Annotated in this window: 29 protein-coding genes; 13 read left to right on the plus strand and 16 right to left on the minus strand. The window is 70.2% G+C overall.

The window, feature by feature from the left end; all coding sequences use genetic code 11:
* The first annotated feature begins 32 nt into the window (after window positions 1-32).
* Genes otnK through ACZ5Y9_RS00465 form a run of 3 tightly spaced genes read left to right on the plus strand, consistent with a single transcriptional unit; the run spans window position 33 to window position 2733 of the window.
* Complete coding sequence (otnK, locus tag ACZ5Y9_RS00455) at window positions 33-1280, plus strand: 3-oxo-tetronate kinase (protein ID WP_247624261.1); 1248 nt, start codon at window positions 33-35, stop codon at window positions 1278-1280.
* A complete protein-coding gene (locus tag ACZ5Y9_RS00460) occupies window positions 1264-1920 on the plus strand; it encodes a class II aldolase/adducin family protein (RefSeq protein ID WP_247624260.1) in 657 nt (218 codons plus the stop codon). The genes otnK and ACZ5Y9_RS00460 overlap by 17 nt, the downstream gene beginning before the upstream one ends.
* 12 nt (window positions 1921-1932) lie before the next feature.
* Entirely contained in the window at window positions 1933-2733 is an 801-nt protein-coding gene (locus ACZ5Y9_RS00465) for a DeoR/GlpR family DNA-binding transcription regulator (RefSeq protein ID WP_464471962.1), read from the plus strand.
* 198 nt (window positions 2734-2931) lie between these two features.
* Here the strand turns inward: ACZ5Y9_RS00465 and ACZ5Y9_RS00470 are convergent, their stop codons facing one another.
* A complete protein-coding gene (locus ACZ5Y9_RS00470) occupies window positions 2932-3630 on the minus strand; it encodes a gamma-glutamyl-gamma-aminobutyrate hydrolase family protein (RefSeq protein ID WP_247624258.1) in 699 nt (232 codons plus the stop codon).
* Between the two features lie 138 nt (window positions 3631-3768).
* Here ACZ5Y9_RS00470 and ACZ5Y9_RS00475 point away from each other — a divergent pair, with 138 nt between their 5' ends.
* From ACZ5Y9_RS00475 to ACZ5Y9_RS00490, 4 genes are all read left to right on the plus strand, one after another.
* Window positions 3769-4680, plus strand: coding sequence for a LysR substrate-binding domain-containing protein (locus tag ACZ5Y9_RS00475; protein ID WP_247624257.1), 912 nt, complete (start codon window positions 3769-3771; stop codon window positions 4678-4680).
* Window positions 4681-5016: 336 nt separating this feature from the next.
* Window positions 5017-5343, plus strand: a complete 327-nt coding sequence (locus tag ACZ5Y9_RS00480) for a hypothetical protein (protein WP_464471963.1) — start codon at window positions 5017-5019, stop codon at window positions 5341-5343.
* Complete coding sequence (locus ACZ5Y9_RS00485) at window positions 5340-5642, plus strand: hypothetical protein (RefSeq protein ID WP_464471964.1); 303 nt, start codon at window positions 5340-5342, stop codon at window positions 5640-5642. The genes ACZ5Y9_RS00480 and ACZ5Y9_RS00485 overlap by 4 nt, the downstream gene beginning before the upstream one ends.
* A 65-nt stretch (window positions 5643-5707) precedes the next feature.
* The gene (locus ACZ5Y9_RS00490; RefSeq protein ID WP_247624254.1) at window positions 5708-6229 is read left to right on the plus strand and encodes a DUF805 domain-containing protein; all 522 of its coding nucleotides are present in this window, start codon (window positions 5708-5710) and stop codon (window positions 6227-6229) included.
* Window positions 6230-6246: 17 nt separating this feature from the next.
* On the opposite strand, the gene ACZ5Y9_RS00495 is transcribed toward ACZ5Y9_RS00490, so the two are convergent.
* From ACZ5Y9_RS00495 to ACZ5Y9_RS00505, 3 genes are read right to left on the minus strand one after another with little or no spacing between them, the layout of a single operon-like run.
* Complete coding sequence (locus ACZ5Y9_RS00495; protein WP_247624253.1) at window positions 6247-6465, minus strand: hypothetical protein; 219 nt, start codon at window positions 6463-6465, stop codon at window positions 6247-6249.
* Between the two features lie 11 nt (window positions 6466-6476).
* Window positions 6477-6728, minus strand: a complete 252-nt coding sequence (locus tag ACZ5Y9_RS00500) for a hypothetical protein (protein WP_464471965.1) — start codon at window positions 6726-6728, stop codon at window positions 6477-6479.
* Window positions 6728-6937 carry a hypothetical protein gene (locus ACZ5Y9_RS00505; protein WP_404597146.1) on the minus strand — a complete coding sequence of 70 codons (210 nt, stop codon included), beginning with the start codon at window positions 6935-6937 and terminating at the stop codon, window positions 6728-6730. Before ACZ5Y9_RS00505 ends, ACZ5Y9_RS00500 begins: the two co-directional genes overlap by 1 nt.
* A gap of 199 nt (window positions 6938-7136) precedes the next feature.
* On the opposite strand from ACZ5Y9_RS00505, the gene ACZ5Y9_RS00510 reads away from it, so the two are divergent.
* The 4 genes from ACZ5Y9_RS00510 (at window position 7137) to ACZ5Y9_RS00525 (ending at window position 10018) form a co-directional block, all read left to right on the plus strand.
* A complete protein-coding gene (locus tag ACZ5Y9_RS00510) occupies window positions 7137-7505 on the plus strand; it encodes a hypothetical protein (protein WP_247624250.1) in 369 nt (122 codons plus the stop codon).
* A 238-nt stretch (window positions 7506-7743) separates the two neighbouring features.
* Complete coding sequence (locus tag ACZ5Y9_RS00515) at window positions 7744-8448, plus strand: hypothetical protein (protein WP_464471966.1); 705 nt, start codon at window positions 7744-7746, stop codon at window positions 8446-8448.
* A gap of 242 nt (window positions 8449-8690) precedes the next feature.
* Window positions 8691-9383, plus strand: coding sequence for a GntR family transcriptional regulator (locus ACZ5Y9_RS00520; RefSeq protein ID WP_404597143.1), 693 nt, complete (start codon window positions 8691-8693; stop codon window positions 9381-9383).
* 95 nt (window positions 9384-9478) lie between these two features.
* Window positions 9479-10018: a hypothetical protein gene (locus ACZ5Y9_RS00525; RefSeq protein WP_464471967.1), complete on the plus strand. Its 540-nt coding sequence runs from the start codon at window positions 9479-9481 to the stop codon at window positions 10016-10018.
* Window positions 10019-10103: 85 nt separating this feature from the next.
* Here ACZ5Y9_RS00525 and ACZ5Y9_RS00530 read toward each other — a convergent pair whose 3' ends face one another.
* From ACZ5Y9_RS00530 to ACZ5Y9_RS00575, 10 genes are all read right to left on the minus strand, one after another.
* A complete protein-coding gene (locus tag ACZ5Y9_RS00530; RefSeq protein WP_464471968.1) occupies window positions 10104-10742 on the minus strand; it encodes a hypothetical protein in 639 nt (212 codons plus the stop codon).
* A gap of 108 nt (window positions 10743-10850) precedes the next feature.
* Window positions 10851-11651: a DUF7927 domain-containing protein gene (locus tag ACZ5Y9_RS00535; protein ID WP_464471969.1), complete on the minus strand. Its 801-nt coding sequence runs from the start codon at window positions 11649-11651 to the stop codon at window positions 10851-10853.
* Window positions 11652-11731: 80 nt separating this feature from the next.
* Window positions 11732-13042, minus strand: coding sequence for an RNA polymerase sigma factor (locus tag ACZ5Y9_RS00540; protein ID WP_464471970.1), 1311 nt, complete (start codon window positions 13040-13042; stop codon window positions 11732-11734).
* Between the two features lie 264 nt (window positions 13043-13306).
* Window positions 13307-13921: a hypothetical protein gene (locus ACZ5Y9_RS00545; protein WP_247624243.1), complete on the minus strand. Its 615-nt coding sequence runs from the start codon at window positions 13919-13921 to the stop codon at window positions 13307-13309.
* 109 nt (window positions 13922-14030) lie between these two features.
* The gene (locus ACZ5Y9_RS00550; protein WP_464471971.1) at window positions 14031-14951 is read right to left on the minus strand and encodes an aldose 1-epimerase family protein; all 921 of its coding nucleotides are present in this window, start codon (window positions 14949-14951) and stop codon (window positions 14031-14033) included.
* A 27-nt stretch (window positions 14952-14978) separates the two neighbouring features.
* Window positions 14979-16502: an L-arabinose isomerase gene (gene araA, locus ACZ5Y9_RS00555; protein WP_464471972.1), complete on the minus strand. Its 1524-nt coding sequence runs from the start codon at window positions 16500-16502 to the stop codon at window positions 14979-14981.
* The gene (locus ACZ5Y9_RS00560; RefSeq protein ID WP_464471973.1) at window positions 16499-18130 is read right to left on the minus strand and encodes a xylulokinase; all 1632 of its coding nucleotides are present in this window, start codon (window positions 18128-18130) and stop codon (window positions 16499-16501) included. Before ACZ5Y9_RS00560 ends, araA begins: the two co-directional genes overlap by 4 nt.
* Entirely contained in the window at window positions 18127-18846 is a 720-nt protein-coding gene (locus ACZ5Y9_RS00565) for an L-ribulose-5-phosphate 4-epimerase (RefSeq protein ID WP_464471974.1), read from the minus strand. Before ACZ5Y9_RS00565 ends, ACZ5Y9_RS00560 begins: the two co-directional genes overlap by 4 nt.
* A 202-nt stretch (window positions 18847-19048) precedes the next feature.
* A complete protein-coding gene (locus tag ACZ5Y9_RS00570) occupies window positions 19049-20047 on the minus strand; it encodes a LacI family DNA-binding transcriptional regulator (protein ID WP_464471975.1) in 999 nt (332 codons plus the stop codon).
* Window positions 20048-20191: 144 nt separating this feature from the next.
* On the minus strand, window positions 20192-21364 hold the full coding sequence (locus ACZ5Y9_RS00575; RefSeq protein ID WP_247624238.1) for an ROK family transcriptional regulator: 1173 nt from the start codon (window positions 21362-21364) through the stop codon (window positions 20192-20194).
* A 120-nt stretch (window positions 21365-21484) separates the two neighbouring features.
* Between ACZ5Y9_RS00575 and xylA the strand changes: the two genes are divergently transcribed.
* Both xylA and xylB read left to right on the plus strand, forming a co-directional pair.
* On the plus strand, window positions 21485-22672 hold the full coding sequence (gene xylA / locus ACZ5Y9_RS00580; RefSeq protein ID WP_247624237.1) for a xylose isomerase: 1188 nt from the start codon (window positions 21485-21487) through the stop codon (window positions 22670-22672).
* Window positions 22673-22680: 8 nt separating this feature from the next.
* Window positions 22681-23967, plus strand: coding sequence for a xylulokinase (xylB, locus tag ACZ5Y9_RS00585; RefSeq protein ID WP_464471976.1), 1287 nt, complete (start codon window positions 22681-22683; stop codon window positions 23965-23967).
* Between the two features lie 13 nt (window positions 23968-23980).
* Here xylB and ACZ5Y9_RS00590 read toward each other — a convergent pair whose 3' ends face one another.
* Together ACZ5Y9_RS00590 and ACZ5Y9_RS00595 are read right to left on the minus strand one after the other, a co-directional pair.
* Window positions 23981-24649 (minus strand): GOLPH3/VPS74 family protein, encoded by a 669-nt coding sequence (locus tag ACZ5Y9_RS00590; protein ID WP_247624235.1) that lies wholly within the window; start codon window positions 24647-24649, stop codon window positions 23981-23983.
* A 137-nt stretch (window positions 24650-24786) separates the two neighbouring features.
* Entirely contained in the window at window positions 24787-25437 is a 651-nt protein-coding gene (locus ACZ5Y9_RS00595; protein ID WP_247633574.1) for an MIP/aquaporin family protein, read from the minus strand.
* Between the last annotated feature and the right edge of the window lie 100 nt (window positions 25438-25537).

Raw genomic sequence — 25537 nt, forward strand, 5'->3', positions numbered from 1 at the left:
GGAATGGGGGCACCCACTCCCGAGGAGGAACCGTGATCGACATCGGCGCCGTCGCAGACGACTTCACCGGCGCGACCGACCTCGCCATCGCGCTGCGCCAGCGCGGGTTCCGCGCGATCGTCTCGATCGAGGACGCCCCGCTCGACCCGGCCGAGCTCGGCGATGCGGATGCCGTCGTCGTCGCCCTCAAGACCCGCACCGCCCCGGTCGGAGACGCGGTCGCCCAGTCCCTCCGCGCCGTGCGCGCCCTCGAGGCCCTCGGCTCCCGCCGCTACTACGTGAAGTACTGCTCGACCTTCGACTCCACACCCGAGGGCAACATCGGCCCGATCCTCGACGCCGTGCTCGACGAACTCGGCGAGACCCGCACGATCGTCGTGCCCTCGTTCCCCGACAACGGCCGCACCGTCTACCGCGGACACCTGTTCGTGCACGACGAGCTCCTCGAGCACTCCCCCATGCGACAGCATCCGCTCACACCGATGACGCAGTCGCGCCTGCGCGACATCCTCACCCCTCAGACCGCGCGCCCGATCCACGAGGTGGGGGCGGATGCCGTGTGGGCGGGCCCCGCGGCCCTGCGCAGCACCCTCGGCTCCGAGCCGGCCGGCTACACCGTCGTCGACGCGATGACCGACGCCGATCTCGAGACCATCGCGACCGCCGTCTCGGACTGGCGCGTCGTCACCGGCGGGGCGGGTCTCGCCCTCGGGATGACCGGACCGCGCCCCGGCACCCTCTCCCAGATCGAGGTCACCCCCGGCCGCCGCTTGATCGTGTGCGGCAGCGCCTCGGCGAAGACCCGCGCGCAGATCGCGCACGCCGCTCACACGCTCCCCAGCCGCAAGCTCGACATCGAGGCGATCGCAGACGATCCCGAGCAGGTCGTGGCCGACACGGTCTCGTGGCTCGAGACGCTCGACGCCGACAGCATCCCGCTGGTCTACACCGTCGGGTCGCTCGACGACATCCGTCGCGGCCCCGAGGGCAACACCGTCTCCGGCCGGATCGAAGAAGTGCTTTCGGCGATCGTCGACCGCGCCACCGCCGAACTCGGCGTCACCCAGGTGATCGTCGCCGGCGGCGAGACCTCGGGCGCGGTCGTGCAGCGCCTCGGCATCCAGCGCCTGCTGATCGGACCGCGCATCGCCCCCGGCGTGTGCTGGAGCGGCGCCGAAACCGCGCACGGCCCCGTCACCATCGCTCTCAAGTCGGGCAACTTCGGCGCCGACGACATGTTCACCACCGCCTGGAGGGCGCTCGATGACCACTCCCACTGACGCACTCATCGCGGCCGGCGCACGCGTCGCCGCCGCCGGCATCAGCCCCGGCAGCAGCGGCAACGTCAGCATCCGCGTCGACGACGTCGTGTACATGACCGGCACCGGCACCGACCTCGGCCGCCTCACCGACGCCGACATCGCGGTCGTCACCCGTGGCGGTGAGCACCTGCGCGGCGCGAAGCCGTCGAAAGAGCTGAGCCTGCACCTCGGGTTCTACGCCAAGAACGTCGAGCACACCGCCGTCGTGCACCTGCACTCGCCGTTCGCGGTCGCCGCGAGCTGCCTCGAGCCATGGTCCGAGTACAGCGCCATCCCGCCCCTCACCCCCTACTTCGTGATGCGCGTCGGCCAGACGCCGCTGGTGCCGTTCCGCGTGCCGGGCGACCCCGACCTCGCCGCGCAGATGCTCGCGCTGCCCGGCCCGTTCCGCGCCGCACTGCTCGCGAACCACGGTCAGATCGTCTCGGCACCCGGCCTCGATGCCGCCGTCGAAGCGGCGATCGAGCTGGAGGAGGCGTGCCGCATCGCGCTGCTCACCGACGGCAAGCCCCGCCGCCTGTTGCCGCCGGAAGACGTGCGCGCCCTCGCCGATCGCTGGGGCACTCCCTGGACCGAGGAATCCACCCTCGTTCGCTAGGCTGACGACGACATGACCCCCTCCGACGACGCCACCGCCACGCCGCTCATCCCCGAGCAGCGGCGCGAGCTGATCGTCAAGCACCTGCGCCGCGAGGGCGTGCTCAGCTACCGCCAGCTCACCGGCATCCTCGGCGTCAGCCACATGACGATCCGGCGCGACATCGCCGTACTCGAAGAGGCTGGCCGCGTGCTCGCGACCCCCGGCGGGGCGAAGATCGCCTCGCGCCTGGTCACCGAGCCGTCGCGGTTCGAGAAAGCTCGGCAGGACGTCGCCGAGAAGGACGCGATGGCCCGCCACGCGGCATCCCTCGTCACCGAGTCGATGACCATCTACCTCGACGCCGGCACGACCATCCAGGCGATGCGCCCGCACCTCGAGACGGTGCAGGACCTCACGGTCGTGACCAACGACCTCGCCATCATCGCCGCGTTCCTCGACCACCCCACCGCCGACATCATCGCCATCGGCGGACGCGTCGAGAAGGCCAACCAGTCGACCACCGGGCGTCTCGCCGCTCTCACGCTGCACGAGCTGTCGATCGACATCGCGTTCCTCTCGTCGTCGTCGTGGGATCTGCGCCGCGGCGTCACGACCCCGACCGAGTCGAAGATCGCCCCGAAGACCGCGGCGATCGAGAGCGCGAGCGAGACGGTGCTCGTCGCCGGCAGCTCGAAGTACGGCTCGTTCGGCCGCTACCGGGTGTTCGACCTCGAAGACCTCGACGTGATCGTCACCGATGCGGGCCTGAGCGACGCCACCGCCGCCGGCATCGAAGAACGCGGCGTCACGGTCGTCCGCACCGGCGCGTAGACCCGTCCCGAACCGGGTCGCTGAGCCACCTACCGGGTCGCTGAGCCTGTCGAAGCGCCCCACGACGCACCCGGTTCCTGAGCGAGCGCAGCGAGACGAAGGGCCCCGCTCCGCAGGAGATCACACGCAACGCAGGATCGGATGCCGCAAACGCTCCTCCGTTACGCGAGAACTCCTCCGCAACACGGGGCGGGACTCCTACGCCACCAACTCCCCCGCATGCACCGCCCGCAGCAGCGCGCCGAACTGCGTCGCAGCGGTGAGCGGATGCTCAGGATGCCACTGCACCCCCAGCAGGGGCAGGGTCTCGTGGGCGATGGCCTCGATCACGCCGTCGTCGGATCGCGTGAGCGCCATCAACCCCTCGCCGAGTTCGTCGATGGCCTGATGGTGTGTGCACAGCGCGGGCGGCGCGAGCCCCGGCGCGACGGCCGCGAAGTCGAGCGTCGTGGCGATGAACGGCTCCGCCCCCGGCCCCCGGTGCCCGGGAACGTGCTGCAACAGGCTCCCGCCGAGGGCGACGTTGAGCAACTGATGTCCCCGGCACAGTCCGAGCAGCGGGCGCCCGGCGCCCACGGCATCCATGATCACGGCGATCTGCAGCCGGTCTGCCCGGCGTTCGTACGGCGACCTTCGCGGCCGACGGTCCTCCTGACCGTAGAGTCCGGGTTCGATGTCGTCGCCGCCGAGGATCACGACCACATCGGCCTCGCGCGAGGCCTGCCGCAGCTCGGGCTCGGGGTCTTCGGCCGCGGCGTGCAGCGAGGCGGTCCATCCGAGCCCCTCGACGGCGGCGACGGCCGCCTCGTTGAGCGAGTCGAGGAGGGCCTGGTACCCGGCGGCGGCGCGGGGCCGGTGGGTGCGCACATGGAAGAGAGCGACGTGCGGGGCGGTCATGCGGATGCCTCGGTCATGGGTACTCCTCCAGCACCAGGAAACCGTGCGAATAACCCCAGGTCAAATGCGTTATTGATACCTTTTCGCTCGCAATCTTCCCGTAACGGAGCGGTAATACGAGACACGTATCGTGCCCTCATGGAGCTCCGTCAACTGCGCTATTTCATGGCCGTCGCCGACGAGCTCCACTTCGGCCGCGCGGCCCAGCGGCTGCACATGTCGCAGCCCCCGCTGAGCGTGCAGGTGGGCAGGCTCGAGCAGGAGGTCGGCACCGCGCTGTTCGAGCGCAGCACCCGTCGCGTCTCGCTCACCCCGGCCGGCCGGCATCTGCAGGAGCGCGCCCGCCGCATCCTCGACGAGGTCGAATCGGTGCGCTCCGACATGCGCGACTACGTCGATGGCCTCGCCGGTCACCTCACCGCGGGCTTCGTCAGCTCGGCGAACTACACCCTGCTCCCCGGCGTCGTGCAGCTCTTCCGCGCCCGCCGCGAGAAGGTCACGCTCAGCCTCGTTCCGCTCACCTCGGGCGAGCAGTTCGCCCGGCTGCGCGAGGGCACGCTCGATGTCGGCATCGTGCGTGACGAGGTGCCGCCGCAGGGGCCGGCATCCGTTCCCCTGACCTGCGAGGTCGTCTTCGAGGAGCGCCTCGTCGCCTGCCTGCCCGTCGACCATCCGTTGGCCGGCCTCTCCGAGGTCACGGCCGAGCAGATCACCGGTGTACCGATGATCACCTACCCCCGCGCGCTCATGCCGGGCTTCGTCGATCGCGTCGCCGAGGTGCTCGGGGCGAGCGGCCGCACGCCCCGAGTGATCGAAGAGGTCGCCCACCAGGAGACCGCGCTCGGCTTCGTCGCCGCGGGCATGGGTGCGAGCATCCTGCCCGAGTCGGTGCGCCAGCTCGTGCCGCCGTCGATCGCCGTCGTGCCGCTCGCCGGCTCACCGACGACCCAGCTGCTCGCCGTTCGCCAGGCCCGGGCCGGGAGCCCCGTTCTCACCGCGTTCATCGACTGCCTGCACGACGCCGCCCGGTCGCTGCCCGTCTCGGCGTAGTCCCCGGCATCGGCTTCTCACCCCGGACCCGCCGAAAACTCACCCCGGTGGTCGCGTCACGAAAACCGATATACGGCGTCTTAACCAGTGAAGGGCTTCTTGCCTTCGCCGGCCTCCCCGCCGGCAGCCGGCCTCCCCGCCGGCATCCGATCCAGGTCCCCACGACCGGATCCCGAGGGAGGGCGCCCCAACGCCCTCCCTCTTCTCTGTGCCGCCGACGCTCGCACGCGTCTCGATGAGCGGATGCCGCCACTCAGGCGCCGTCCAGAATCAGTCCGTATCGTCGCCGACTCGCTGTCCATCCTGGGGAGGGTCGACGAGCGAAAGGGGATCCCCATGTGGGAGACCGTTGTTCCTGCGCTCTACGCGATCGTGCTGGCTTTCTGGATGTTCATCGCCGGGACGCTCATCGCGTCACGACGCCGCGGCAGGCTCGACCGCAACAGGCGAACCATCGCGATGCTGGTTCCGATGTGGGTGATGATCGGCGCTCTCTGGTTGTGGAAGTACCCGGCGATCGAGCCCCTCTGGCTGCAATACCTGCTCCTGATCGCGCTGCCCGCGGTCGTGGGGGCCGGCGTCGCGGGGATCATCGGCCATGTGCGGGCCAGCCGCTCGACCGCTCCTCACGAGGATCGCTCGATCTCGGAGGGAGAGCGATGACCGACCAGCTCGCCACGACCATCAGCATCGCCGTCGCGATCGCACTGGCACTCGTTTCACTGGCGTACGGCCTCACCCTCGGCCACCTCCGCCGCCACAAGCGGGAAGCGCGCGGCCCGGCGCGACCCCGCAACCTCGGGGCGATGATCTTCTTCTCCGCCGCGATGCCCGGGGGCATCGTCTTCCTGTGGAGCCGACCGATCTTCGAACCCGTGCTGCAGATCGCGCTGCTCTGCATCCTCCCGGCGCTGATCGGCTACGGCATCCACGCGGTGGTCCGTCGACACCGGGAGCCCTGAGCCGTCGCCGCCCTGATCTCCCTGTTCCGCGAGAGGATGGTCTCGGCCCACCCTCGAGGAGACCCATGTCCGCAGCATCCGCTCCCCTGTCCCAGCCGCTGTACCGCGCGACGTTCGCGCAGGCGGTGAGCCGGTTCTTCCGTCAGTTCGCGACGTTCACCGGGCGGGCCTCGAAGAGCGAGTTCTGGTGGGTGGCGCTGTTCGTTTTCCTCGTGACGCTCGTGCCGAACGCCCTCCTGACCGTGGGCCTCACCTCCGGCATCACGCACTCGATCACCAGCCAGCTCACGGTCTCGGCCGGCACCGACCTCGACTCCGCGATGCCGGTCGGCACGACGGGCGCGGCGATCCTCGACGACCCGACGGCCGCACTGCTCATCCCGCTCGGGGCCGCGATCGGCGGCGTCATCGCCCTCGCGCTCGTGGTGCCGTGGCTCGGCCTGACCTGGCGCCGCCTGCACGACGCGGGCCTCGCCGGGGCGTGGTTCTTCCTGTCGTTCCTCCCGGCCGTCGGCGGTCTCTTCCTGCTCGTGCTCATGCTGCAGCCCGCCAAGCGAGAGGGCCGCCGGTTCGACCCGGCTACCTGACGCGGCCGCCCGGCCCCTCACGCCCGGCGTCGTCGCCGTGACCGCGCCTCCTCGTCGAGCATCCGCCGCCGCTCCCGCCACCCCAGGAACAGGGCGACCGAGGCGATCACGAGACTGACGAGCGCGGCGACCCCCACCCATACCCCCGCGGATCCGACCACGAGCGCGAGCCCGAACAGCACCCCAGCGGCGAGGAACAGCACGCCCTGCACCAAGAACCAGCGCCAGCGCGGCATCCGCCCGCCCCTCAGCCCTCGCCCCGCACGGAATCGGATGCCGCGGCCACCGCCCCATACCGGCGACTGCTCGGTCGGCGCGGCGTCGCGCGTTCGCGCGCCCGCTCGCGCAGCGCGAGCGAGAACCCCAGCGCCGAGATCGAGAACACCAGGATCAGCGTGAGGATCGCCTCGATGACGTGCCGATCGTCGCAGGCGAGCAGGAGCATGCCGCCGACGACCAGGAACACGAGCCCCTGCAGCAGATACGCCAACGTCGTCATCACGGGCGCCGTTCCGTGTGGGTCACCCGACGCTCACGACGGCGCTCGCGCAGCGCCCGGGTGAGCATGATCCCCGATGACAGGAACGCCGCGGGCACGACGAGTGCCACCCACCAACTGGCGCCGACCGCCGCGATGACGAGCGAGAACACCATCGCGCCGAGGAACAGGATCCCCGCCTGCCCGAGATTCCACTTCCACTGATCCATGACCGTTCCCCCTCGCATCGCGCCGGCGTCGCCTCACACGCACGCCCCCTCATCCACATGACGAGATCGGCCTCGCGATCGGTCGCACTCCGTCCCATCCGGCTCGATTTCGAGCACCCGCGTAAGAAATCGCCCCCTCGCTCGTCTCCTAAGGGGGCATCGCGCCCGCATCGTTCGAACCGGGGAAAGGAACGACGACATGAGCGAGGGAATCCCTCTCTGGTCACCGGGTTCGCTGACCGCGCCCGACTCCGCCGCGCACGCGCGCTTCCACGTGCACGCCGACGCGGATGCCGTGGCCGCCGCCGTCGAACAGATCGTGATCGGCGGCGAGCACACCGATCTGCAGGTCGACGATTCGCGACAGCATCTGCGATTCCGCACGAAGCGCACGATCTGGAACTGGGAGATGGAGGTCGGCGTGACCTCGACCCCGATGCGCCGCGGGTGCGAGGTGCAGATCTCGCTCGACGTCGCGCCCGACCGCCCGTTCAGCCCGCACGACGCCGAGAAGAACGCCGCCGCGCTCGAGCAGATCCGCTGGCAGCTCGAATCCGCCGTCGGTTGATTTCCGGAATCTGCGACAGATTCCTGCACTCCATCCGTCAATAGATGTGGAAGCGGAGTCTCGGTCTTCGCTTCCGCCCTCGATCCGGGAATATCGAGGCCACAGGTGGGCGGCATGGGGGTGTCGTCCACCGCAGGTGGCCGGCATCTCTTGCATGCGGATGCCGGCCACCCCGGTGGGGATTACTCCCCATGTCCCCTGCCATAGCGGCCGCACAGGTTTCGCTATGCTCGGGCGCATGACCCTGGCTACCGTCCAACACCAACTGTCCACGCCCGAAGGTTTCGCGAAGGCGGTCGACGGCAAACGCACCGTCTCGAGCCTCGGCTGGACGAGCCTCGGGCTCGGCGCCGCGGCGTTCGCGTTCAACCTCTTCTCGACCGGTCAGGCCGTGGACTGGGCGTGGGAGTACATCCCGCAGCTGCTCTTCCGCCCCGACCTCTTCGAGTACTCGAGCGGACGCAGCGAGGTGTGGTCGTACGTCTACTCCTTCGCCCCGCTCATCCTCGTGCCGCTCGGCATCATCCTGCTGATCGTGCACTTCGCGACGCGCAAGAACGCGGGCGCGAACCTCTTCACCGACTTCCAGTCGCGCGGCTGGGTCGGCAAGCAGCGCTACACCGGGCTGCAGGTCAAGAACGGCAACCAGACGGTCGACACCGTGCTGATCTCGCACCCGAGCATCCCCGACGAGAGCTTCGACGCGATCGCCCTGCAGTTCCAGACCTACGTCACGAGCCTCGATAAGAAGGCGCTCAAGGCGTTCACCACCAGCGCGACGAAGGCGGGCGTGCTCACCGGCATCCCCGCCGCGGTGATCGCACCGGGCATCCCCGCCGAGGTCGTCATCGCCCCGACGCAGGGCAAGAGCGAGTTCGCCGTCGTCATTCCGCCCGCTCCGGGCACGACCGGCAAGTTCAAGGTGCTGCCGATCAAGAGCTGATTTCCTGCACTCAGTCGCCGATTCGACGAGCGAGCGTCAGATTCCTGACGCTCGCTCGTCAATCTTTTGAGGGGTAGTCGGTTCCCTCATCTACGCGGCGGCTCCAGGGGAGTGTCGCGTGAAGGGGGCGGAGTGTGGTGCGCCGCTCCCTTCACCCTCCACAGTGAGTCGATTGGTGAGAGATGAGCGTCATCCTGGACGAAGTCCGCGTACGGCCCCGCAAGGCATCGAAGAGGGCGCGGATGCCGAAGGACTTGGCTCTCACCGACCCCCTCCCGGGAACGCTGGGGGTACCCCGCGCAGAGGCGTACCTGGGTGGCGAGCCGCGGCGTGAGCGTCGCTATCTCGGCGACGAGGCGTTCCTCGAGATCGGAACGGCCATCGCGTCAGGCGTGCTCGAAGACGGCGAGCTGCTGCGCGACCGCGAACTGGCCGAGCAGATGGGCATCTCCCGAACGCCGGTGCGCGAAGCGATCTTGCGCCTGCAGCAGATCGGCATGATCGATGTGCTCCCGTCTCGAGCTACGCGCGTGACGCCGCTGACCCGCCAGATCGCCGAGGACTGCCGGCGCTGGGCGGGCTACTGCGGGGGCATCGCCGCCCGCCAGGCGGTCGCGTCGCTGTCGACGACGGATGCCGAGACCGCCGTCTCCCGCATCGATGGGCTGCTCGAGGCCATCGGCTCGCCCGCCGAGGCGGCGACGGCCGCGCTCGACCTCCTGCTCTTCCTGTCGGCTCGCGCCGGCAGCCCGATCCTCCACGCCGAGCTCACCGAGCGCCAGTTCTCGCTGTTGCGGGCACTGCGCCGGCTCTCGTACTCGTCGCGCGAGGTCGACTCCGCGCGCAGGGCCAGCCGCGAACTCGCCACCGCGATCGCACGCCGCGACGGCGACGGCGCCGAGACGGCGATGCGGCGCATCTTCGGCATCCGCTGATCTCGTTCCGGTGGCGTCACTGAAGCACCGTGAGAATCAGCGCGGTGACTCGTCTTCTCTCCTGACACCCTTTCCCGGAACCAGAGGAGCCCACGGTGGAAGCCATCGGGTTGTACGCCCTGCTCGCCTTCGTCATCGTCGTGCCGATCGTGTGGGCGGTGATCGGCCGACGGGTCCGCGCTCGGGCCGCTGAGGCCGGGACGACGGCGGGCGTCAGCCTCGAGAAGCGCGTGCGCGCGTCGTCCGCTACCCGCCTGCACGGCGACGCGGTCGCGATGGGTGCACGACTCGTCTTCGCCGATGCACCACGAGGGAGGGCCACGGTCGACGCCGCCCTCGCGGGAATCAAGGCCGTCACCCGTATCAACGGCGACACGTGGCACATCGCCCACGGTTCACCGCGCGCGGTCACCGCCGCGTGGGCCGTCGACGAGCACGACCGAGGCATCTTCTACGCGGCCCGGGCCACCGAGACCCTCGGCTCGCTGATCGCGACGCACACGTGGAAGAAGGCGCTCACGAAGATCCAGGAGCTCGCCGCGGCGCAGGGAGTCGAGGTGGAGGCATCGGTCTCGGCGCTGGTGCGCACCGACGAGAAGGATGCCGGCGACGCCGTGTGGGTCGCCGCCCTCTGAGCACTGGGGGGCGGGCCCTTCGTCTCCCTCACCCGGCCCCTGAGCGAGGAGCGCAGCGACGAGACGAAGGGCGCCGCCCCGAGGCTCAGCGCTCCTCGGCCTCGGCATCCGTCGGGTGCGACTCGCGCCGCGCGTACCCGACCCATGCGTCGCGCTTGGCCGCTTCCTCTGCGGCGCGACGACGGCGCTGCAGCACGATGAACACGACCGCGAGCGCGATCAGCACCACGACCAAGCCGATTCCCACCGCGAGCAGGATGCCGGGCAGCGGACCGACCTCGGTCTGCACGTCGTCGACGCCGTCGATCGGATCCGCCGAGGCGGTGCGCACGAGCGGACTCGTCCCATCGCCGACGTAGAGGCTGAGCAACGCGGTCGCCCGCAGCTCGGCCTCGGGGATGTCGCCGATCCGCGCGGGGATCTCGATCGTCTTGGTCTCGGCCGCTCCGAGGGTGAGCGACCAGGTCGCCTCGTTTCCGTCGACCTCGGCCCCGTCGAGCGAGCCGAGTGCGACGTAGGTGGGCGGGGTGAGCACCACGCGGGCCTGAACGGCCTCGCCCCTGTTCACGATCTCGGCGGTGTAGGTGATCCGCTCCCCAGCGGCGAGAGCCTCGGCGTCGCTCGTGAGCGTGACCGCGATGTTCGGCGCCGACTGCTCGGCGGCGGCCGCCGGAGCCCCATCGAAGCCGAGCAGGCCCAGCACCGGCAGTGCGATTGCGAGCACGGCCGCAAAACGGGTGACAGTTAAGAGATGTATGCGTGACATGTCGTGGATGCGGTGAACGGGCGAGGCCTGATGGCCCCGCCCGTTCACCTCTGCCTTACTTCTCGATTACTCCGTGATGTTCTGACGACGGCGCACCAGGAGCAGTGCGAGTCCGGCGAGGATCGCCAGCGTCGCGACTCCGAGGCCCCCGCCCACGATCCACGGGTTCAGACCCGTGGTCGCCAGCGGCGGGGCCGGCGGCGTGACCGTCGTGGTGACCGAGCACGCGTCGCCGCACGCTCCGCCGTCACCGGGGAGCACCGCGTTCACGAGCTCACGGTCGCCCGTGAGGGGATCGTTGACCGTGACGCTGTAGGTGACCGAGACGACCTGGCCGACCTCGAGCGCACCCGCCCAGCTCAGCACCGGAGCGGTGTAGGTCGCGCCGTTCGTCGCGTCGCCGTTGTAGGTCGCGTCGTCGAGCACCTCCGACAGGTCGTCGGTGAACGATGCCGGCGTCTCGTCGGTGTACGCGACCGCACCGGTGTTGCCGATGGCGATCGTGTAGGTCACCTTCTGACCCGCGGCCGTGGTCTCCGTGTCGACCGACTTGGAGACCTCGTACGCGGAGATCGGCGTGTTCGTGACGCACGAGCCCTCCTCGAGGCACTCGCCGCCATCACCCGGGGTGACGGTATTGGCGAGGTCGAGGTCACCGGTCGCGGGGGCGTTCACGGTCACCGAGTAGGTCAGCGTGACGCTGTCCTCGACGGGGATCGCGAGCGACCACGACAGGATCGGGGCGGTGTAGGTCGCACCGTTCGAGGCGTCGCCGTTGTAGGTCGCATCGTCGAGCACACCCGAGAGATCATCCGAGACCGTGGCCGGGGCATCCGTCGTGAAGGCAGCGGCACCGGTGTTGGTCACTGGGGAGGGTCGAATGGGGAGAAGGCTCCCCACACTCAGTTGACGGGTCCAGCGACGGAATCTGTCGGTGGCACACGAAATCAGTCGTCGATCGTGCCCGTGGAGGCGCCGGTGAGCATCGCCCCACCCTCTGTGCGGCCATCGAAACGGAACTCGTACTCGATCTGCGCGCCCGGGACATGCCCGATGTCGAAGCGCCCACCACCCGGAGAATCGAGACTGGTCGTGCACGTCACGTCACCGCCCTCGACGAGACAGTCCCATCCGGAGGGAGCCGACACCGACTCGACGTCGACGGACAGGTCGATCCGGAGGAACCCGACCGTCCACGATTCGTCCTCGATGGCGAGCGACATGTCGAACTCGCTGGTCGCATCGTCTACCTGCACGGCCGTCACCGTCAACGAACCCGGCGGGGTCTCGGCGAAGAACCACGTCTTCGTGACGAAGGTCACGACGACCACCGTCATGAGCACGAGCGCCGTCGCGGCGGCCGCGAGCATCGCCGTCGTGCGCGCCCACTCCTGCCAGAACGACCCGGAACCAGCATCGGAAGGAACGTCGGCCGGGACATCGGCGGGAGCATCCGCCGGCATCTCCGGCGCCGAGGCATCCGTCCCGTCGACCGGTTGCTCGCTGGCCTCGGCCGAGCCCGACGGGCCGGCCAGTGCCACCGCTCCCGCGAGCGGCAGTGCGCCGAGCGTCGCGAGCCCGGCGAATCGTTTCCACGACCGACGGCAATACGGGCAGGTGCGGTAGTGGTCGGTCGCCCGGCCGCCTTTCGTGCCCTCGGGGGTGTCGCCCACCGCATCGGGCAGCAGCTGCGCCGCCGCCACGCACTCAGGCCGGGCGTTCTCCTCGAGCAGCAGCCGCAGGGTCGTGCGACGCAGATTCCCCTTCGCCCGGCGCGACAGCGAATAGATCGCGGATGCCGGACGCGCCATGTGCTCTTCGAGGTCGCGCGGCTTGCGCCCCTCGAGCACGGTTGCGACGAGCACACGCTGCTGGTCAGACGGCAACTCGGCGAGCGCCTTGCGCACGATCGCCAGCTCCGACTCGATCTCGAGTTCGCGGATGCGCGGATCGGCGCTCGACACCGGCTCCTCGACGTTGTCGAGCGGGGCGACCTTCGACCGCGGCGAGCGGAAGTCGTCACGGATGCGATTGCGCATGGTCTGGGCGATGTACGCCGGCACGTTCTCGGTCGGGCCCGTGCCCTGCGACCACTTCGCCAGCACCATCAGCAGCGCATCGCCGAGCAGATCGTCGGCGTCGTGCGTAATGCCGGCGATCCGTTTGGACGTGTGAGTCAACGACGGGAGCACCTGCGCGAAGTACTCGCCCGCGGCATCACGATCTCCCTCCGCCGCCCGAAGCACGAGAGCGTTCAAGTCAGCGGGATCGAGCGAAGGCGCGTCATCGGAATCATTACCGGCGCCGGAACGGGCAGTCGCCGCGTCGGGGGGAAACGCGTCGGTCATCACAATCCTCATCGAGTCGCAGGCGATCGCGGAGCACGTTCGGGTGTGCTGCCGCCGAGCCGCTACGATACACCGGCCGACCGACGAAGAGTGTGAGATTGGGTTTTCACGGGGACGAAATGATCCCGGGTGAGGTCAAGATCGACGGACCGATCGTCCCTGTCCGCCGCCTTTTCAGCGCGGAGCAGATGCTTCCGTCAAGCCTCGCTTGAGCGCGGCTTCAAGCGCGTCGTAGTCCGCGCCCTCGAAGACGACGGGTTCGGAGAACGTGCGTTCCTTGTTGTTCTTCCCTTCGTAGAGCACGAGCGTCGCCAGGCCGAGCCGGTCTTCCTTCGACGTCCAGAACTCGATCTCCACGTTCGTGTGGGATGGCTGCGGGGGGAGAGGAGTGAAGAAGGCGGGATCATGTGTCTGGAATGCGCGCAACAGCGAGTCGTAGACAGCACGCCCTCCCGCGGCCGAACTGTAGTGACGCCTACGAAGAGGATTGCCGGACCGGACGAGCTTCCACACCCGCCCCCAGCGGGCCGCTGCGATGAGAAGCGCGATGACGACCAAAGCGAGGAAGAGCGGTGCCACCAGCGTTCCCAACCGGCGACCGACGGTGCGTCTGGTAGAGCCCGTCTGCTGCGCGGCATCCTCGCGCAGGTCGGCGAAGTTCACGAGCACGTACACGAGAATCGCTGCCGCCAGGATCGCGAGGACGAGGAAGATCACCGTCCGCGGCCAGGATCGCTGCCGCACATAGGTTTCGGGCCGACGATTGAACTCCGGATCGAACGCTGCCACGACTTTGCTCCCTCGTCTGCTACCGGGCGCCAGCCCGAGGCTCCCAGATCGGTCGCCATCATCAAGACGAGATCGGCATCGGAATCAATCGCCGACATCGGACACGAGATCAGATGGCGGAGATGCGCCAGGCCGCGGCGTGCGACTGCCCGGGCTCGAGCACCACCAGGTCGACGCCCGAGTTGAAGGCATCGGGAGGGCACGTCATCGGCTCGACGGCGAGGCCGATCCGGTTCGTCTCGGGCAGCGGGGTGTCGGCCGTGTGCACCTGCACCCACGGGCAGCGCTCGTCGAACGTGATCGCGACGCCGTGGCCGTCGGTCGCGAGCACCGTCACCGCGGCGACGCCCGACGGATGCCGCTCGAGAGACGTGAACGCGTGGTCGATGAATGTCTCACCGATCAGCCGCTCCTCACGGAAGTCGAACTCGGGCACCAGCTCGACGGCTTCGACGCGCACCGGGCTCAGGCGATCCTCGGTCACGAGCAGCACCTCGGATGCCGGCAGGCTCAGCGTCCAGGCATCCACCCCGCCGTCGCCCGCCCACAGGTACGGGTGCGGTCCCGTGCCCCACGGCGCGGGCACGTCGTCGACGTTCGTCGCGGTCACCGTCTGGGTGAGTCCGTCGATGCCGACCGCGTACTCGGTCTGTACGGTCACGCGGAACGGGTACCCGTCCTGCGCGGGGATCGTCGCCTCGAGCGTCACCCGATCGGATGCCGTCGCCACCGCGTCCCACTCGGCCCAGGCGAGCAGCCCGTGCAGGGCGTGCCCGCGCGCGGGCTCGGTGAGCGCGAGCTGGTGGTCGACACCGCCGAACGAGTATGTGCCGTCGACGACGCGGTTCGGCCACGGGGCGAGGGTCGCTCCGCGGTAGGCGGGGCGCACGGCATCCGCGTCGAAGGGAACGACCAGATCGCGACCCTGGAACGTCAACGCGCGCAGAGAGGCGCCGACGCTCGCGATCGTCGCCTCGTAGCCGTCGGAGAAGATCGTGAACTGGCGGCCGGAACGCGGGGTGGTGGTCATTGGATCCACGTTACTTGTGCGGGCGGGTCACAGGCCCTGGGCGAGGCGGTGGTAGGCCTGGTTCCAGCGCACCTGCTGCTGGAACTCGGACAGGCGGGTCGTGTCGTCGATCACGAGCAGTTCGACCTCCGCCATCTCGGCGAAGTCGCGGAACGCCTCGATGCCCACGGCCGTCGACATCACGGTGTGGTGCGCGGCTCCGGCGGTGAGCCAGGCGGCGGCGCTGGTCGGGAAGTCGGGCTGCGGCTTCCACACGGCGCGGCCCACGGGGAGTTTCGGCAGCGCCGCGGTCGGCTCGACGTTCTCGACGACGTTGGCCGTGAGGCGGAACCGGTCGCGCATGTCGGACAGCGCCACCACGACCGCCGGGCCCGGGTCGGCCGTGAACACGAGGCGCACCGGGTCGCCCTTGCCGCCGATCCCCAGCGGATGCACCTCGAGCGTCGGCTGCTGCGACGACAGCGACGGTGAGACCTCGAGCATGTGCGCCCCGAGGATCACCTCGTCGCCCGGGGACATGTCGTAGGTGTAGTCCTCCATCAGGCTCGCGCCACCGGGCAGACCCGCACCCATCACGTTCGCGACGCGCACGAGCAGCGCGGTCTTCCAGTCGCCCTCGGCGCCGAAGCCGTAGCCCTCGGCCATCAGGCGCTGCACCGCGAGACCCGGCAGCTGCGTCAGCGCGCCGAGGTCTTCGAACGATGTCGTGAACGCGCCGAATCCCCCCTCCTCGAGGAACGAGCGCAGTCCGATCTCGATCGCCGCCCCGTCGCGCAAGGACTGGTGGCGCTCGCCCCCGCGACGCAGTTCGGGAGACACGGCGTAGAGCTCTTCGTACTCGGCGACGAGGGCGTCGATCTCGGCATCCGAGGCGGCGGCGACGGCATCCGCCAGGTCGTTCACGCCCCAGGTGTTGACCTGCACGCCGAAGCGCAGCTCGGCCTCGGTCTTGTCGCCCTCGGTGACCGCGACGAAACGCATGTTGTCGCCGAACCGGGCCAGCTTCAGCGACCGCGCCGCCGCGAGGCCCGCCGCCGCGCGCTGCCAGGTCGCGAGCTCGGCGCGTACGCGCGGGTCGCTCGCGTGACCGACGATCGTCTTGCGCGGGATGCCGAGGCGCGTCTGGATGTACCCGAACTCGCGGTCGCCGTGCGCGGCCTGGTTGAGGTTCATGAAGTCGAAGTCGATCTCGCTCCACGGCAGCGCCACGTTGTGCTGCGTGTGCAGGTGCGCGAGCGGCTTGCGCAGGCTGTCGAGGCCGGTGATCCACATCTTCGCCGGGCTGAACGTGTGCATCCAGGCGACGACGCCGATCACGCGGTCGTCGGCGTTCGCCTCGAGGGCGATGCGGCGGATCGCGTCGGAGTCGGTGAGCACGGGCTTCCAGACGATGCGCACCGGCACGTCGTCGGCCGCGTCGAGGATGCCGGCGATCTCCTGCGACTGGGCGGCGACCTGGGCGAGGGTCTTCGGGCCGTAGAGGTGCTGGCTGCCGGTGAGGAACCAGACCTCGTAGCCGTCGAGCGACGTGGTCAGCGGGGTGCGGGTCATGAGGCGTCCTTCTTGAGGTCCGGGCGGGGGGCCTGGCTGGTTTCCTGCGTGGGCAGAGCGGTGATGGCGGCGGCCTCGATGGCGAGGCCCGCGCGGTAGCGGTCGAGGTAGGCGGCGAACCCGGCGACGTCGGTCGGGTCGGGTTCGGCGGTGGTGACGGATGCCCCGGCGAAGACGGCCTCGTCGAGATAGGCGGCGAGCGGTCGGTCGGCCTGATCGAGGTACGCGGCGAGCACCGCGATGCCCCACGCTCCGCCCTCGGCGGCGAGATCGCCGACGTCGACCGGGGTGTCGAGGGCCGCGGCGAGGAAGCGCTGGGCCACACCCGCCGTGCGGAACAGGCCGCCGTGGGCGAACATCCGCTCGATCCGCACGCCGTCGTCGGCGAGCATCCGCATGCCCAGGGCGAGTGTGCCGAAGACGCCGTAGATCTGCGCGCGCATCACGTTCGCGAGGGTGAAGGAGGCATCCGGGGTGCGCACGAAGAGCGGGCGGCCCTGGTCGAGTCCGACCACCGGCTCGCCGGCGAGATGGTTGTAGGCGAGCAGGCCACCGGCATCCGGATCGCCCTGCAGCGCCTCGGCGAACAGGGTGGCGAAGACCTGATCCTCGTCGACGAACTGCCCGCTCGCGACCGTGAACCGGTGGAACAGCGCCGCCCAGGCGCCGAGCTCGCTCGCGCCGTTGTTGCAGTGCACCATCGCGACCGTCGCGCCGGCGGGCGTCGTGACCAGATCGAGCTCTTCGTGCACGGTGGGCAGCGGCTTCTCGAGCACCACCATCGCGAAGATGCTCGTGCCCGCGCTGACGTTGCCGGTGAGCGGGGCGACCGAGTTCGTCGCCACCATGCCGGTGCCCGCGTCGCCCTCCGGCGGGCAGAGCGGAATACCGGGCTGGAGCACGCCGGTCGGGTCGAGGAGCGCGGCCCCCTCGGGGGTGAGGGCGCCGGCATCCGCCCCCGCCGGGAGCACGGCCGGGAGCAGCGGGCGCAGGTCGCGACCGGTGTGGTCGCGGTAGGCCTGGAGCAGGCGCTCGTCGTAGTCGATCGTGGCGGAATCGATCGGGAACATGCCCGAGGCGTCCCCCACTCCGAGCACGGTGCGACCGGTCAGGCGCTCGTGCACGTAGCCCGCGAGGGTGGTGATCGACGCGACGTCGGCGACGTGGGATTCGCCGTCGAGCGCTGCCTGGTGCAGGTGCGCGACCGACCATCGCTGGGGGATGTTCACGCCCAGAACCTCGGTGAGCTCGGCCGAGGCCTCGCCCGTGCTCGTGTTGCGCCAGGTGCGGAAGGGCACGAGCAGAGTGCCGTCGGCGTCGAAGGCGAGGTAGCCGTGCATCATCGCCGATATACCGATCGCCCCGAACGAGGAGGGGCGGATGCCGTGGCGCTCCTGCGCGTCGTCGACCAGTGCGGCGTGCGCCGCCTGCAGCCCCAACCACACCTCGTCGAGCGGATAGGTCCAGCGGCCGTCGACGAACCTGTTCTCCCACGTGTGCGATCCGGTCGCCAGCACCTCGGCGGTGTCGGCGTCGATCAGGCAGGCCTTGATACGGGTCGATCCGAGCTCGATGCCGAGGGCGGTGCGGTTGCGCGCGATGGCGTTCGCGGCGCTCGAAGCGGTCATCGGCGGGCGTCCGCACTCTGCCCGTACACGTTCTGGTACCGGTCGAACAGGCGGTCGATCGCCTCCTGCGGGAGGGGGATCACCGGGCCGGCCTCGCGGGCGTAGTGCACGGTGCGGGCGACGTCTTCGACCATGACCGCGGCCTTCACGGCATCCTTCGCGTCGACGCCGATCGTGAACGGCCCGTGGTTCTGCATCAGCACCGCACGGCTGCGGTGACCGCTGAGCGTCTCGACGATGCCGCGACCGATCGAGTCGTCGCCGATGATCGCGAACGGGCCGACCGGGATCGGGCCGCCGAACTCATCGGCCATCGCCGTGATGACGCAGGGGATCTCCTCACCGCGCGCCGCCCAGGCGACCGCGAACGTGGAGTGCGTGTGCACGACCCCGCCGACCTCGGGCATGTGGCGGTAGACGTACGCGTGCGCCGCGGTGTCGCTCGACGGGCTCCGCTCGCTGCCGGGGGCGCCGGGGATCGCGGTGCCGTCGAGATCGCAGAGGATCATGTTCTCGGGCGCGAGATCGTCGTAGCTCACGCCCGAGGGCTTGATCACGAACAGGTCGGCTCCGGGCACACGGCCCGAGACGTTGCCACCGGTCCAGACGACCAGGCCGTTGCGCACGAGTTCGCCGTGCAGGCGGGCGACATCGGCGCGGGTGCGGTCGATCGCCGCCTGGATGTCGGGGGCGTATCGGGGGGCGTCGTCGCTCATGGCACCTCGTCGTGTGTTTGACTGTGACCGGTCACAGTTCGTGTCACGGAAAGCCTACGGCCGGGTCGGTGGCGGGGTCAAGCGGCCGGGCGGCCGCACCTTCGGGAGGAGATCTCACGCAACGGAGGACCGCTTGCGGCATCCGCTCCTGCATTGCGCGTGATCTCCTCCCGCCACGCGCGCCGGGTCCCCGAGAAACGCCTCAGACCGACGGGGCCGCGATCGAGTCACGCACCACGAGTTCGGGCACGATCGACTCCGCGGATGCCGCGGCATCCCCGGCGATCACCGCCGCGACCGCCCGCCGTGCGAGCTCGTCGAAGTCCTGCCGCACCGTCGTCAACCGCGGCCAGGCGTACGCCGCCTCCGGCAGATCGTCGAAGCCGACGACGCTGATCTCCCCCGGCACCGCGACACCTGCCGCGTGCAGCGCGCCGATCAGCCCGAGCGCCATCTGGTCGTTCGCGGCGAACACCGCCGTGGCTCCGCCGTCGCGCAGCGCCTGCGCCGCCTCGAATCCGGCGCGCGCGGTCCAGTCACCGACCACGGTGAGCACGGGCTTCAGCCCCCGGGCCGCGAGCTCGGCCGCGAAGCCCTCGGCACGGGACTCCGCCTCGAGCCAGTCGGCGGGTCCGGCGAGGTGGGCGATGCGAGTGTGCCCGGCATCCGCCAGCGCCCCCACCGCCAACCGCGCACCGGCGACCTGGTCGACGCCGACCCCGCGCGCATCGTGGCCGGCCGAGTGCAGGGTCACGATCGGAACGCCGACCGAGACGGTGTCGAGCATCCGCAACGTGCGGGCGTGCGGGGCGACGACGAGGATTCCCTCGACCCCCTGGGCGACGAGGTGATCGACCGCGGCCGACACCGATGCCGCGTCATCGGCATCCGCGAAGGCCGCGCTCACCCAGTACCCGGCGGCGCGGGCGGATGCCTCGATCGCCGCGATGCTGCGCGAGGGACCAAACTGCAAGGCGTCGGAGGCGAGGATCCCGAGCGTGCGCGACCGGCGCGTGCCCAGGGCGCGGGCGGCGTTGTTCATGCGATAGCCGAGCTCGCCCATCGCCTTCTCGACCCGCTCGCGCGTGGCGTCGGCGACATCCGGATGCTCGTTCAGCACCCGCGAGACTGTCTGCCGAGACACTCCGGCGAGCGCGGCGACATCGCGCACTCCGACCGGCCGCCCATTGTTGTCCACCACGTCGAGGAGTCTAGGCGGCGCGGCATCCCGTCCCTAACTCAGGACACTCGGGGCGAAACGCATCCGAAAGCCCCGGTTTGGGGCCCGAATCCGCAGTTTGTCCTGAGTTGGGTACGCGCGGCTTCGGGCATGACTCCGGCCCGACTACCCCGCGACGACGGCGAGGGGGTCGGTCCACAGCGGGCGGAACGCGAGTTCGGCCGCGCCGACGAGCAGCCGGTCCGAGCCGAGGGCCGCGGTGCGCAGCTCGACGACCTCGGCGCTCTCGCTCATCGCGAGTCGCGAGACCTCGGCCGCGAGGGTGTCGTGCTCGGCGTCGTCGAGCAGCGCGAGGAATCCGCCCAGCACGACGACTGCGGGGTTCAGCACGTTCACCGCGTTGGCGAGAGCGCTGCCGAGCACCCGGGCCTGCCGAGCGACCTCGGCCTCGGCAGCGGGGAGGGCTGCCTCGTCGAGCGCTGCGGCGAGCGCGGCGTCGTCGGCATCGTCGAGGCCGAGGAGCGCCAGCAGATGCCGCCGGTTCACCTCTTCTTCGAGCACCCCGTCTGACGTGCGTCGGTCGGCGTCATCGTCGATGCGAGGGCGGTTGTGACCGAACTCCCCCGCGTAGCCGTTCGCCCCGGTCGCGGCCCGTCCGTGGATCACGAGCCCGCCGCCGATGCCCGAGGCGCCGCCGTTGAGGTAGACGAGTTCGTCGATGTCGCGGCCGGCGCCGAAGAGGTGCTCGGCGAGCGCCCCGAGGGTCGCATCGTTGTCGACGGCGGTGCGGATGCCGGTGAGCTCCTCGATCCGCGCGGCGAGAGGTTCATCGGTCCAGGCGAGGTGCGGGGCGTTGCGCACGACGCCGTCGGCGGTGCGCACGAGCCCGGGCACGGCGACGCCGATGCCGATCACGGTGCTGTGCAGCAGAGCATCCGTCTGCCAGTGCGCCAACCGGGTGGCGACGAGCGCGGCGACCTCGGCGACGGTCGGGGTGGCCGTGTTGACGATGCGCTCGCGCACGACGATGCGGCGGTCGAGGGCGACGGCGGCGATCTCGACCGCGTCGACCTCGGGGTGCACGCTGATCGCGACGACGGATGCCGAGGGCGCGACCACCGGCGAGGGGCGGCCGGCGCGCGACGAGGATTCCGGCGGGCGCTCGTCGACGAGTCCCGCGGCGGCGAGTTCGAAGACGAGGGCGGCGATCGTGGAGCGGTTGAGCCCGGTGGCCTCGGTGAGGGCCGATCGCGACTGGGCGCCGTCGTGATGGACGATCGACAGGATCCGCGCGAGGTTCGCTTCGCGGGAGCGCGGGGTGGTCAGGTCACGGGGCACGTTCCCACTTTAGGGGTGCGGATGCGGCCCGTCATCGGTTATGTTGTGAATCACAACTTATTGCGCCGCGGCATCCGCCCCGGCCCCGCAGACCACCGCAGCACTCGCAGAGGAGCGATCATGCCCACCCCCACCCGCGCCGACAAGTTCTCGTTCGGACTCTGGACCATCGGCTACAACGGCACCGACCCGTTCGGCGGCCCCACCCGCCCGGCGCTCGACGTCGTGCACGCCGTCGAGAAGCTGTCGGAGCTCGGCGCCTACGGCCTCACCTTCCACGACGACGACCTGTTCGCCTTCGGATCGACGGATGCCGAGCGCCAGACCCAGATCGACCGCCTGAAGGGTGCGCTCGCCGACACGGGTGTCGTGGTGCCGATGGTGACCACCAACCTCTTCAGCGCTCCCGTCTTCAAGGACGGCGGCTTCACCTCGAACGACCGCCAGGTGCGCCGCTTCGCGCTGCGCAAGGTGCTGCGCAACCTCGATCTCGCCGCCGAGCTCGGAGCCAAGACCTTCGTGATGTGGGGTGGCCGCGAGGGCGCCGAGTACGACTCGGCGAAGGACGTGCGCGCGGCTCTCGAGCGTTATCGCGAGGCCGTCAACCTGCTCGGCGACTACGTCACCGACAAGGGCTACGACATCCGCTTCGCGATCGAGCCCAAGCCCAACGAGCCCCGCGGCGACATCCTGCTGCCGACGCTCGGCCACGCGATCGCGTTCATCGACTCCCTCGAGCGCCCCGAGCTCGTGGGCGTCAACCCCGAGGTCGGGCACGAGCAGATGGCGGGCCTCAACTTCACCGCCGGCATCGCCCAGGCGCTGTACCACGGCAAGCTCTTCCACATCGACCTCAACGGTCAGCGCGGCATCAAGTACGACCAGGACCTCGTGTTCGGTCACGGCGACCTGCACAACGCGTTCTCGCTCGTCGATCTGCTCGAGAACGGCGGCCCCGGCGGGGTTCCGGCCTACGACGGCCCCCGCCACTTCGACTACAAGCCGTCGCGCACCGAGGACGAGACCGGGGTCTGGGACAGCGCCGCCGCCAACATGCGTACCTACCTGCTGCTCAAGGAGCGCGCCGCGGCCTTCCGTGCCGACCCCGAGGTGCAGGAGGCACTCGCCGCCGCGAAGGTCGCCGAGCTCTCGACGCCCACCCTGAACGAGGGCGAGAGCTACGACGACCTGCTCGCCGACCGCGCGGCCTACGAGGACTTCGACGCGAACGCGTACCTCGGCGGCAAGGGATTCGGCTTCGTGCGTCTGCAGCAGCTCGCCACCGAGCACCTGCTCGGCGCCCGCTGAGTCCGGCGATGGCACTCGTCCTCGGGGTCGACTCCTCGACCCAGTCCTGCAAGGTGGTCGTCGTCGACTCCGTGACGGGTGCCATCGTGCGCTCCGGCCGCGCCCCTCACCCCGACGGCACGTCGGTCGATCCCGAGGCGTGGTGGGACGCGCTGCAGCAGGCGATCGCGGACGCCGGGGGCCTCGACGACATCGAGGCGTGGGCCATCGGCGGTCAGCAGCACGGCATGGTCGCGCTCGACGCCGAGGGCCGCGTCATCCGCGATGCGCTGCTGTGGAACGACACCCGTTCCGCGCAGGCGGCCGACGATCTGATCGGCGAGTTCGGGGCATCCGTCCTCGCCGATCGCACCGGCCTCGTACCGGTGGCATCGTTCACGATCACAAAACTGCGCTGGCTGCGCGATCACGAACCCGACAACGCCGCCCGGGTCGCCGCCGTCGCGCTGCCTCACGACTGGCTCACCTGGCGCCTGCGCGGCTTCGGACCCGAGCGGCCCGACCTCGGCGAGCTGGTGACCGACCGATCGGATGCCTCGGGCACCGGCTACTGGAATCCCCGCACCGGGGAGTACGACCGCGAACTTCTCGTCGCCGCGCTCGGCCACGACGCCGTGCTGCCGCGGGTGCTCGGCGCCCGCGAATCGGTGACGGATGCCGCGGGCCGGCGCGTCGCGCCCGGTGCCGGCGACAATGCCGCCGTCGCCCTGGGCGTCGGTGCCCGGACGGGCGACGTGGTGGTGTCGATCGGCACCTCGGGAACGATCTTCGCGGTGACCGACCGGGGTGTGGCCGATCCGAGCGGGATCGTGGCGGGCTTCGCGGATGCCGCCGACGGCTACCTGCCCCTCGTCTGCACCCTCAACGCCGCACGCGTGCTCGACGTGATCGCGCGCCTGCTCGACGTGGACCATGACGGATTGAGCACCCTCGCGCTGGAGGCGTCGCCCGGAGCGGGCGGGCTCGAACTCGTGCCGTACTTCGAGGGGGAGCGCTCGCCAAACCTGCCCGAGGCGAGCGCGAGCCTGAACGCCATGACGCTCGCCTCGACGACGCGCGAGAACCTGGCGCGCGCCGCGGTCGAGGGGATGCTCGGCGGGCTGCGCTTCGGTCTCGACGCGCTCCGCGAGCTCGGCATCCCTCTCGATCGGGTGCTGCTCGTCGGCGGCGGCGCTCAGTCCCGTGCCGTGCGGGAGATCGCGCCGCTGGTGTTCGGTCTGCCGGTCGAGGTGCCGGAGGCGGCGGAGTACGTCGCGGTCGGCATGGCCCGGCAGGCGGCATCCGTCCTGCGCTGACCCGCAGGCAGGGTCAGGTGATCGTCGCGACGAAGACCGGGGTCATCGCGGCCATCATCGCGGCCGAGATGACCATGGTGACCGCGCGCGACACGGCATCGCCCGTCGGGCTGCCCTCGGTGAGCTGCTCGATGCGCTTCTTGAGTCGACCCGACGAGATCGGCCCCACCTCGTCGCGCAACAGCGGATGCGCCGCATTCATCCCCTGCAGGATGGCGAGCAGCGCGAGATCGGCCTGGGTCGGCGCGAGCGTTCCCGCGATCACCGCGGCGAGACGCGAACGCAGCAGCGTCTCGGGACCGGGATCGGACTCGGGAGTGCGCTCGGCGCCCCACCCGAAGAAGCCCCGCTCGCCGCGCGCCAGAATCCCCTGCGTGACCAGGGATTCGACGACCTCATCGAGAGGATCGAGCTTCGACCGCATTACGAGCGACTGCAGCCTCTTGCCGTTCACCGGCGCGAGACGGGCGAGCGCGGCATCCAGAACCGGATGCCCGGTCGGCTCGGCGGAGACGATCGTGATCGCGGGGTTCTTGCCCTCGCCCACGGTCACGCGATGATGCAGCACGAGGTCGACGATCACGGCCGCGATCTCACCGAACAGGCGGTTGGTGCTCACGCTCGACTCGACCCGGCCATCCGGCCGGAGCAGCAGCAGGTGGAGTTCCTCGACGATCAGCATGCCCTCACGGTATGCCGCGGCATCCGCCCGCCGCATCCCCCGTGAGGCGGATGCCGTTTGACAAGCAGGGACGCTTCGACAGGCTCAGCGCCTCAGAGTGAACGGGTCCCTGAGCCTGTCGAAGGGCCCGCCCCGAGTTACTCGGCCGCGGCGATCTTCTTCACGTCGTCACTGTTGAGCAGACGGAACGCGAGGGCCGCGAGGGCGCCGCCGACGATCGGGGCGACGACGTAGAGCCACAGCGAGCTCCAGGCGAAGTGACCGCTGACCGAGAGGCCGAGCGCGACCGCCGGGTTGAAGCCGCCGCCCGAGATCGAGCCGACCGTCGTCGCACCGACGAACACCACGCCACCGATCGCGAGGCCGTAGAACGAGTTGCCCGCGGTGCCCTTGGCCGTGGCCACGTTGAGCACGACGTACACGAGGAAGAACGTGAAGATCGCTTCGACGAGGAACGCCGGACCGACCTGCACGACCATGGCCTCCTTCTCGGGCGCCCACCAGACGGCGCTGACGAGCGCTGCCAGCACGCCACCGATGGCCTGGGCCACGATGTAGGCGATCAGGTCGGCGACGCTGAGGCCGCCGCGCACGAAGACACCGACCGTGACGGCCGGGTTGAGGTGGGCACCGGAGATGTGCCCGGTCGCGAAGATCAGCACGGCGAGCGCGAAGCCGATCGCGAGCGGGGTCAGCGCGCTGCCGCTGTTCACCGCGCCGATGATGCTGAGAACGAAGAGGAAGGTGGCGAGCGCTTCTGCGACCGCCTTGCGTGCCGTACCGGTCATGGAGATCCCGTTTCTCGAGTCTGGTGGTGCGCGATCCCCCCGGACCGCCGGCTGAAAACTATCGGCACCTCCCCCGGGCGTGTCGCGCGACGCGCGGCAT

The sequence above is a fragment of the Microbacterium sp. T3-8 genome (assembly GCF_055398145.1).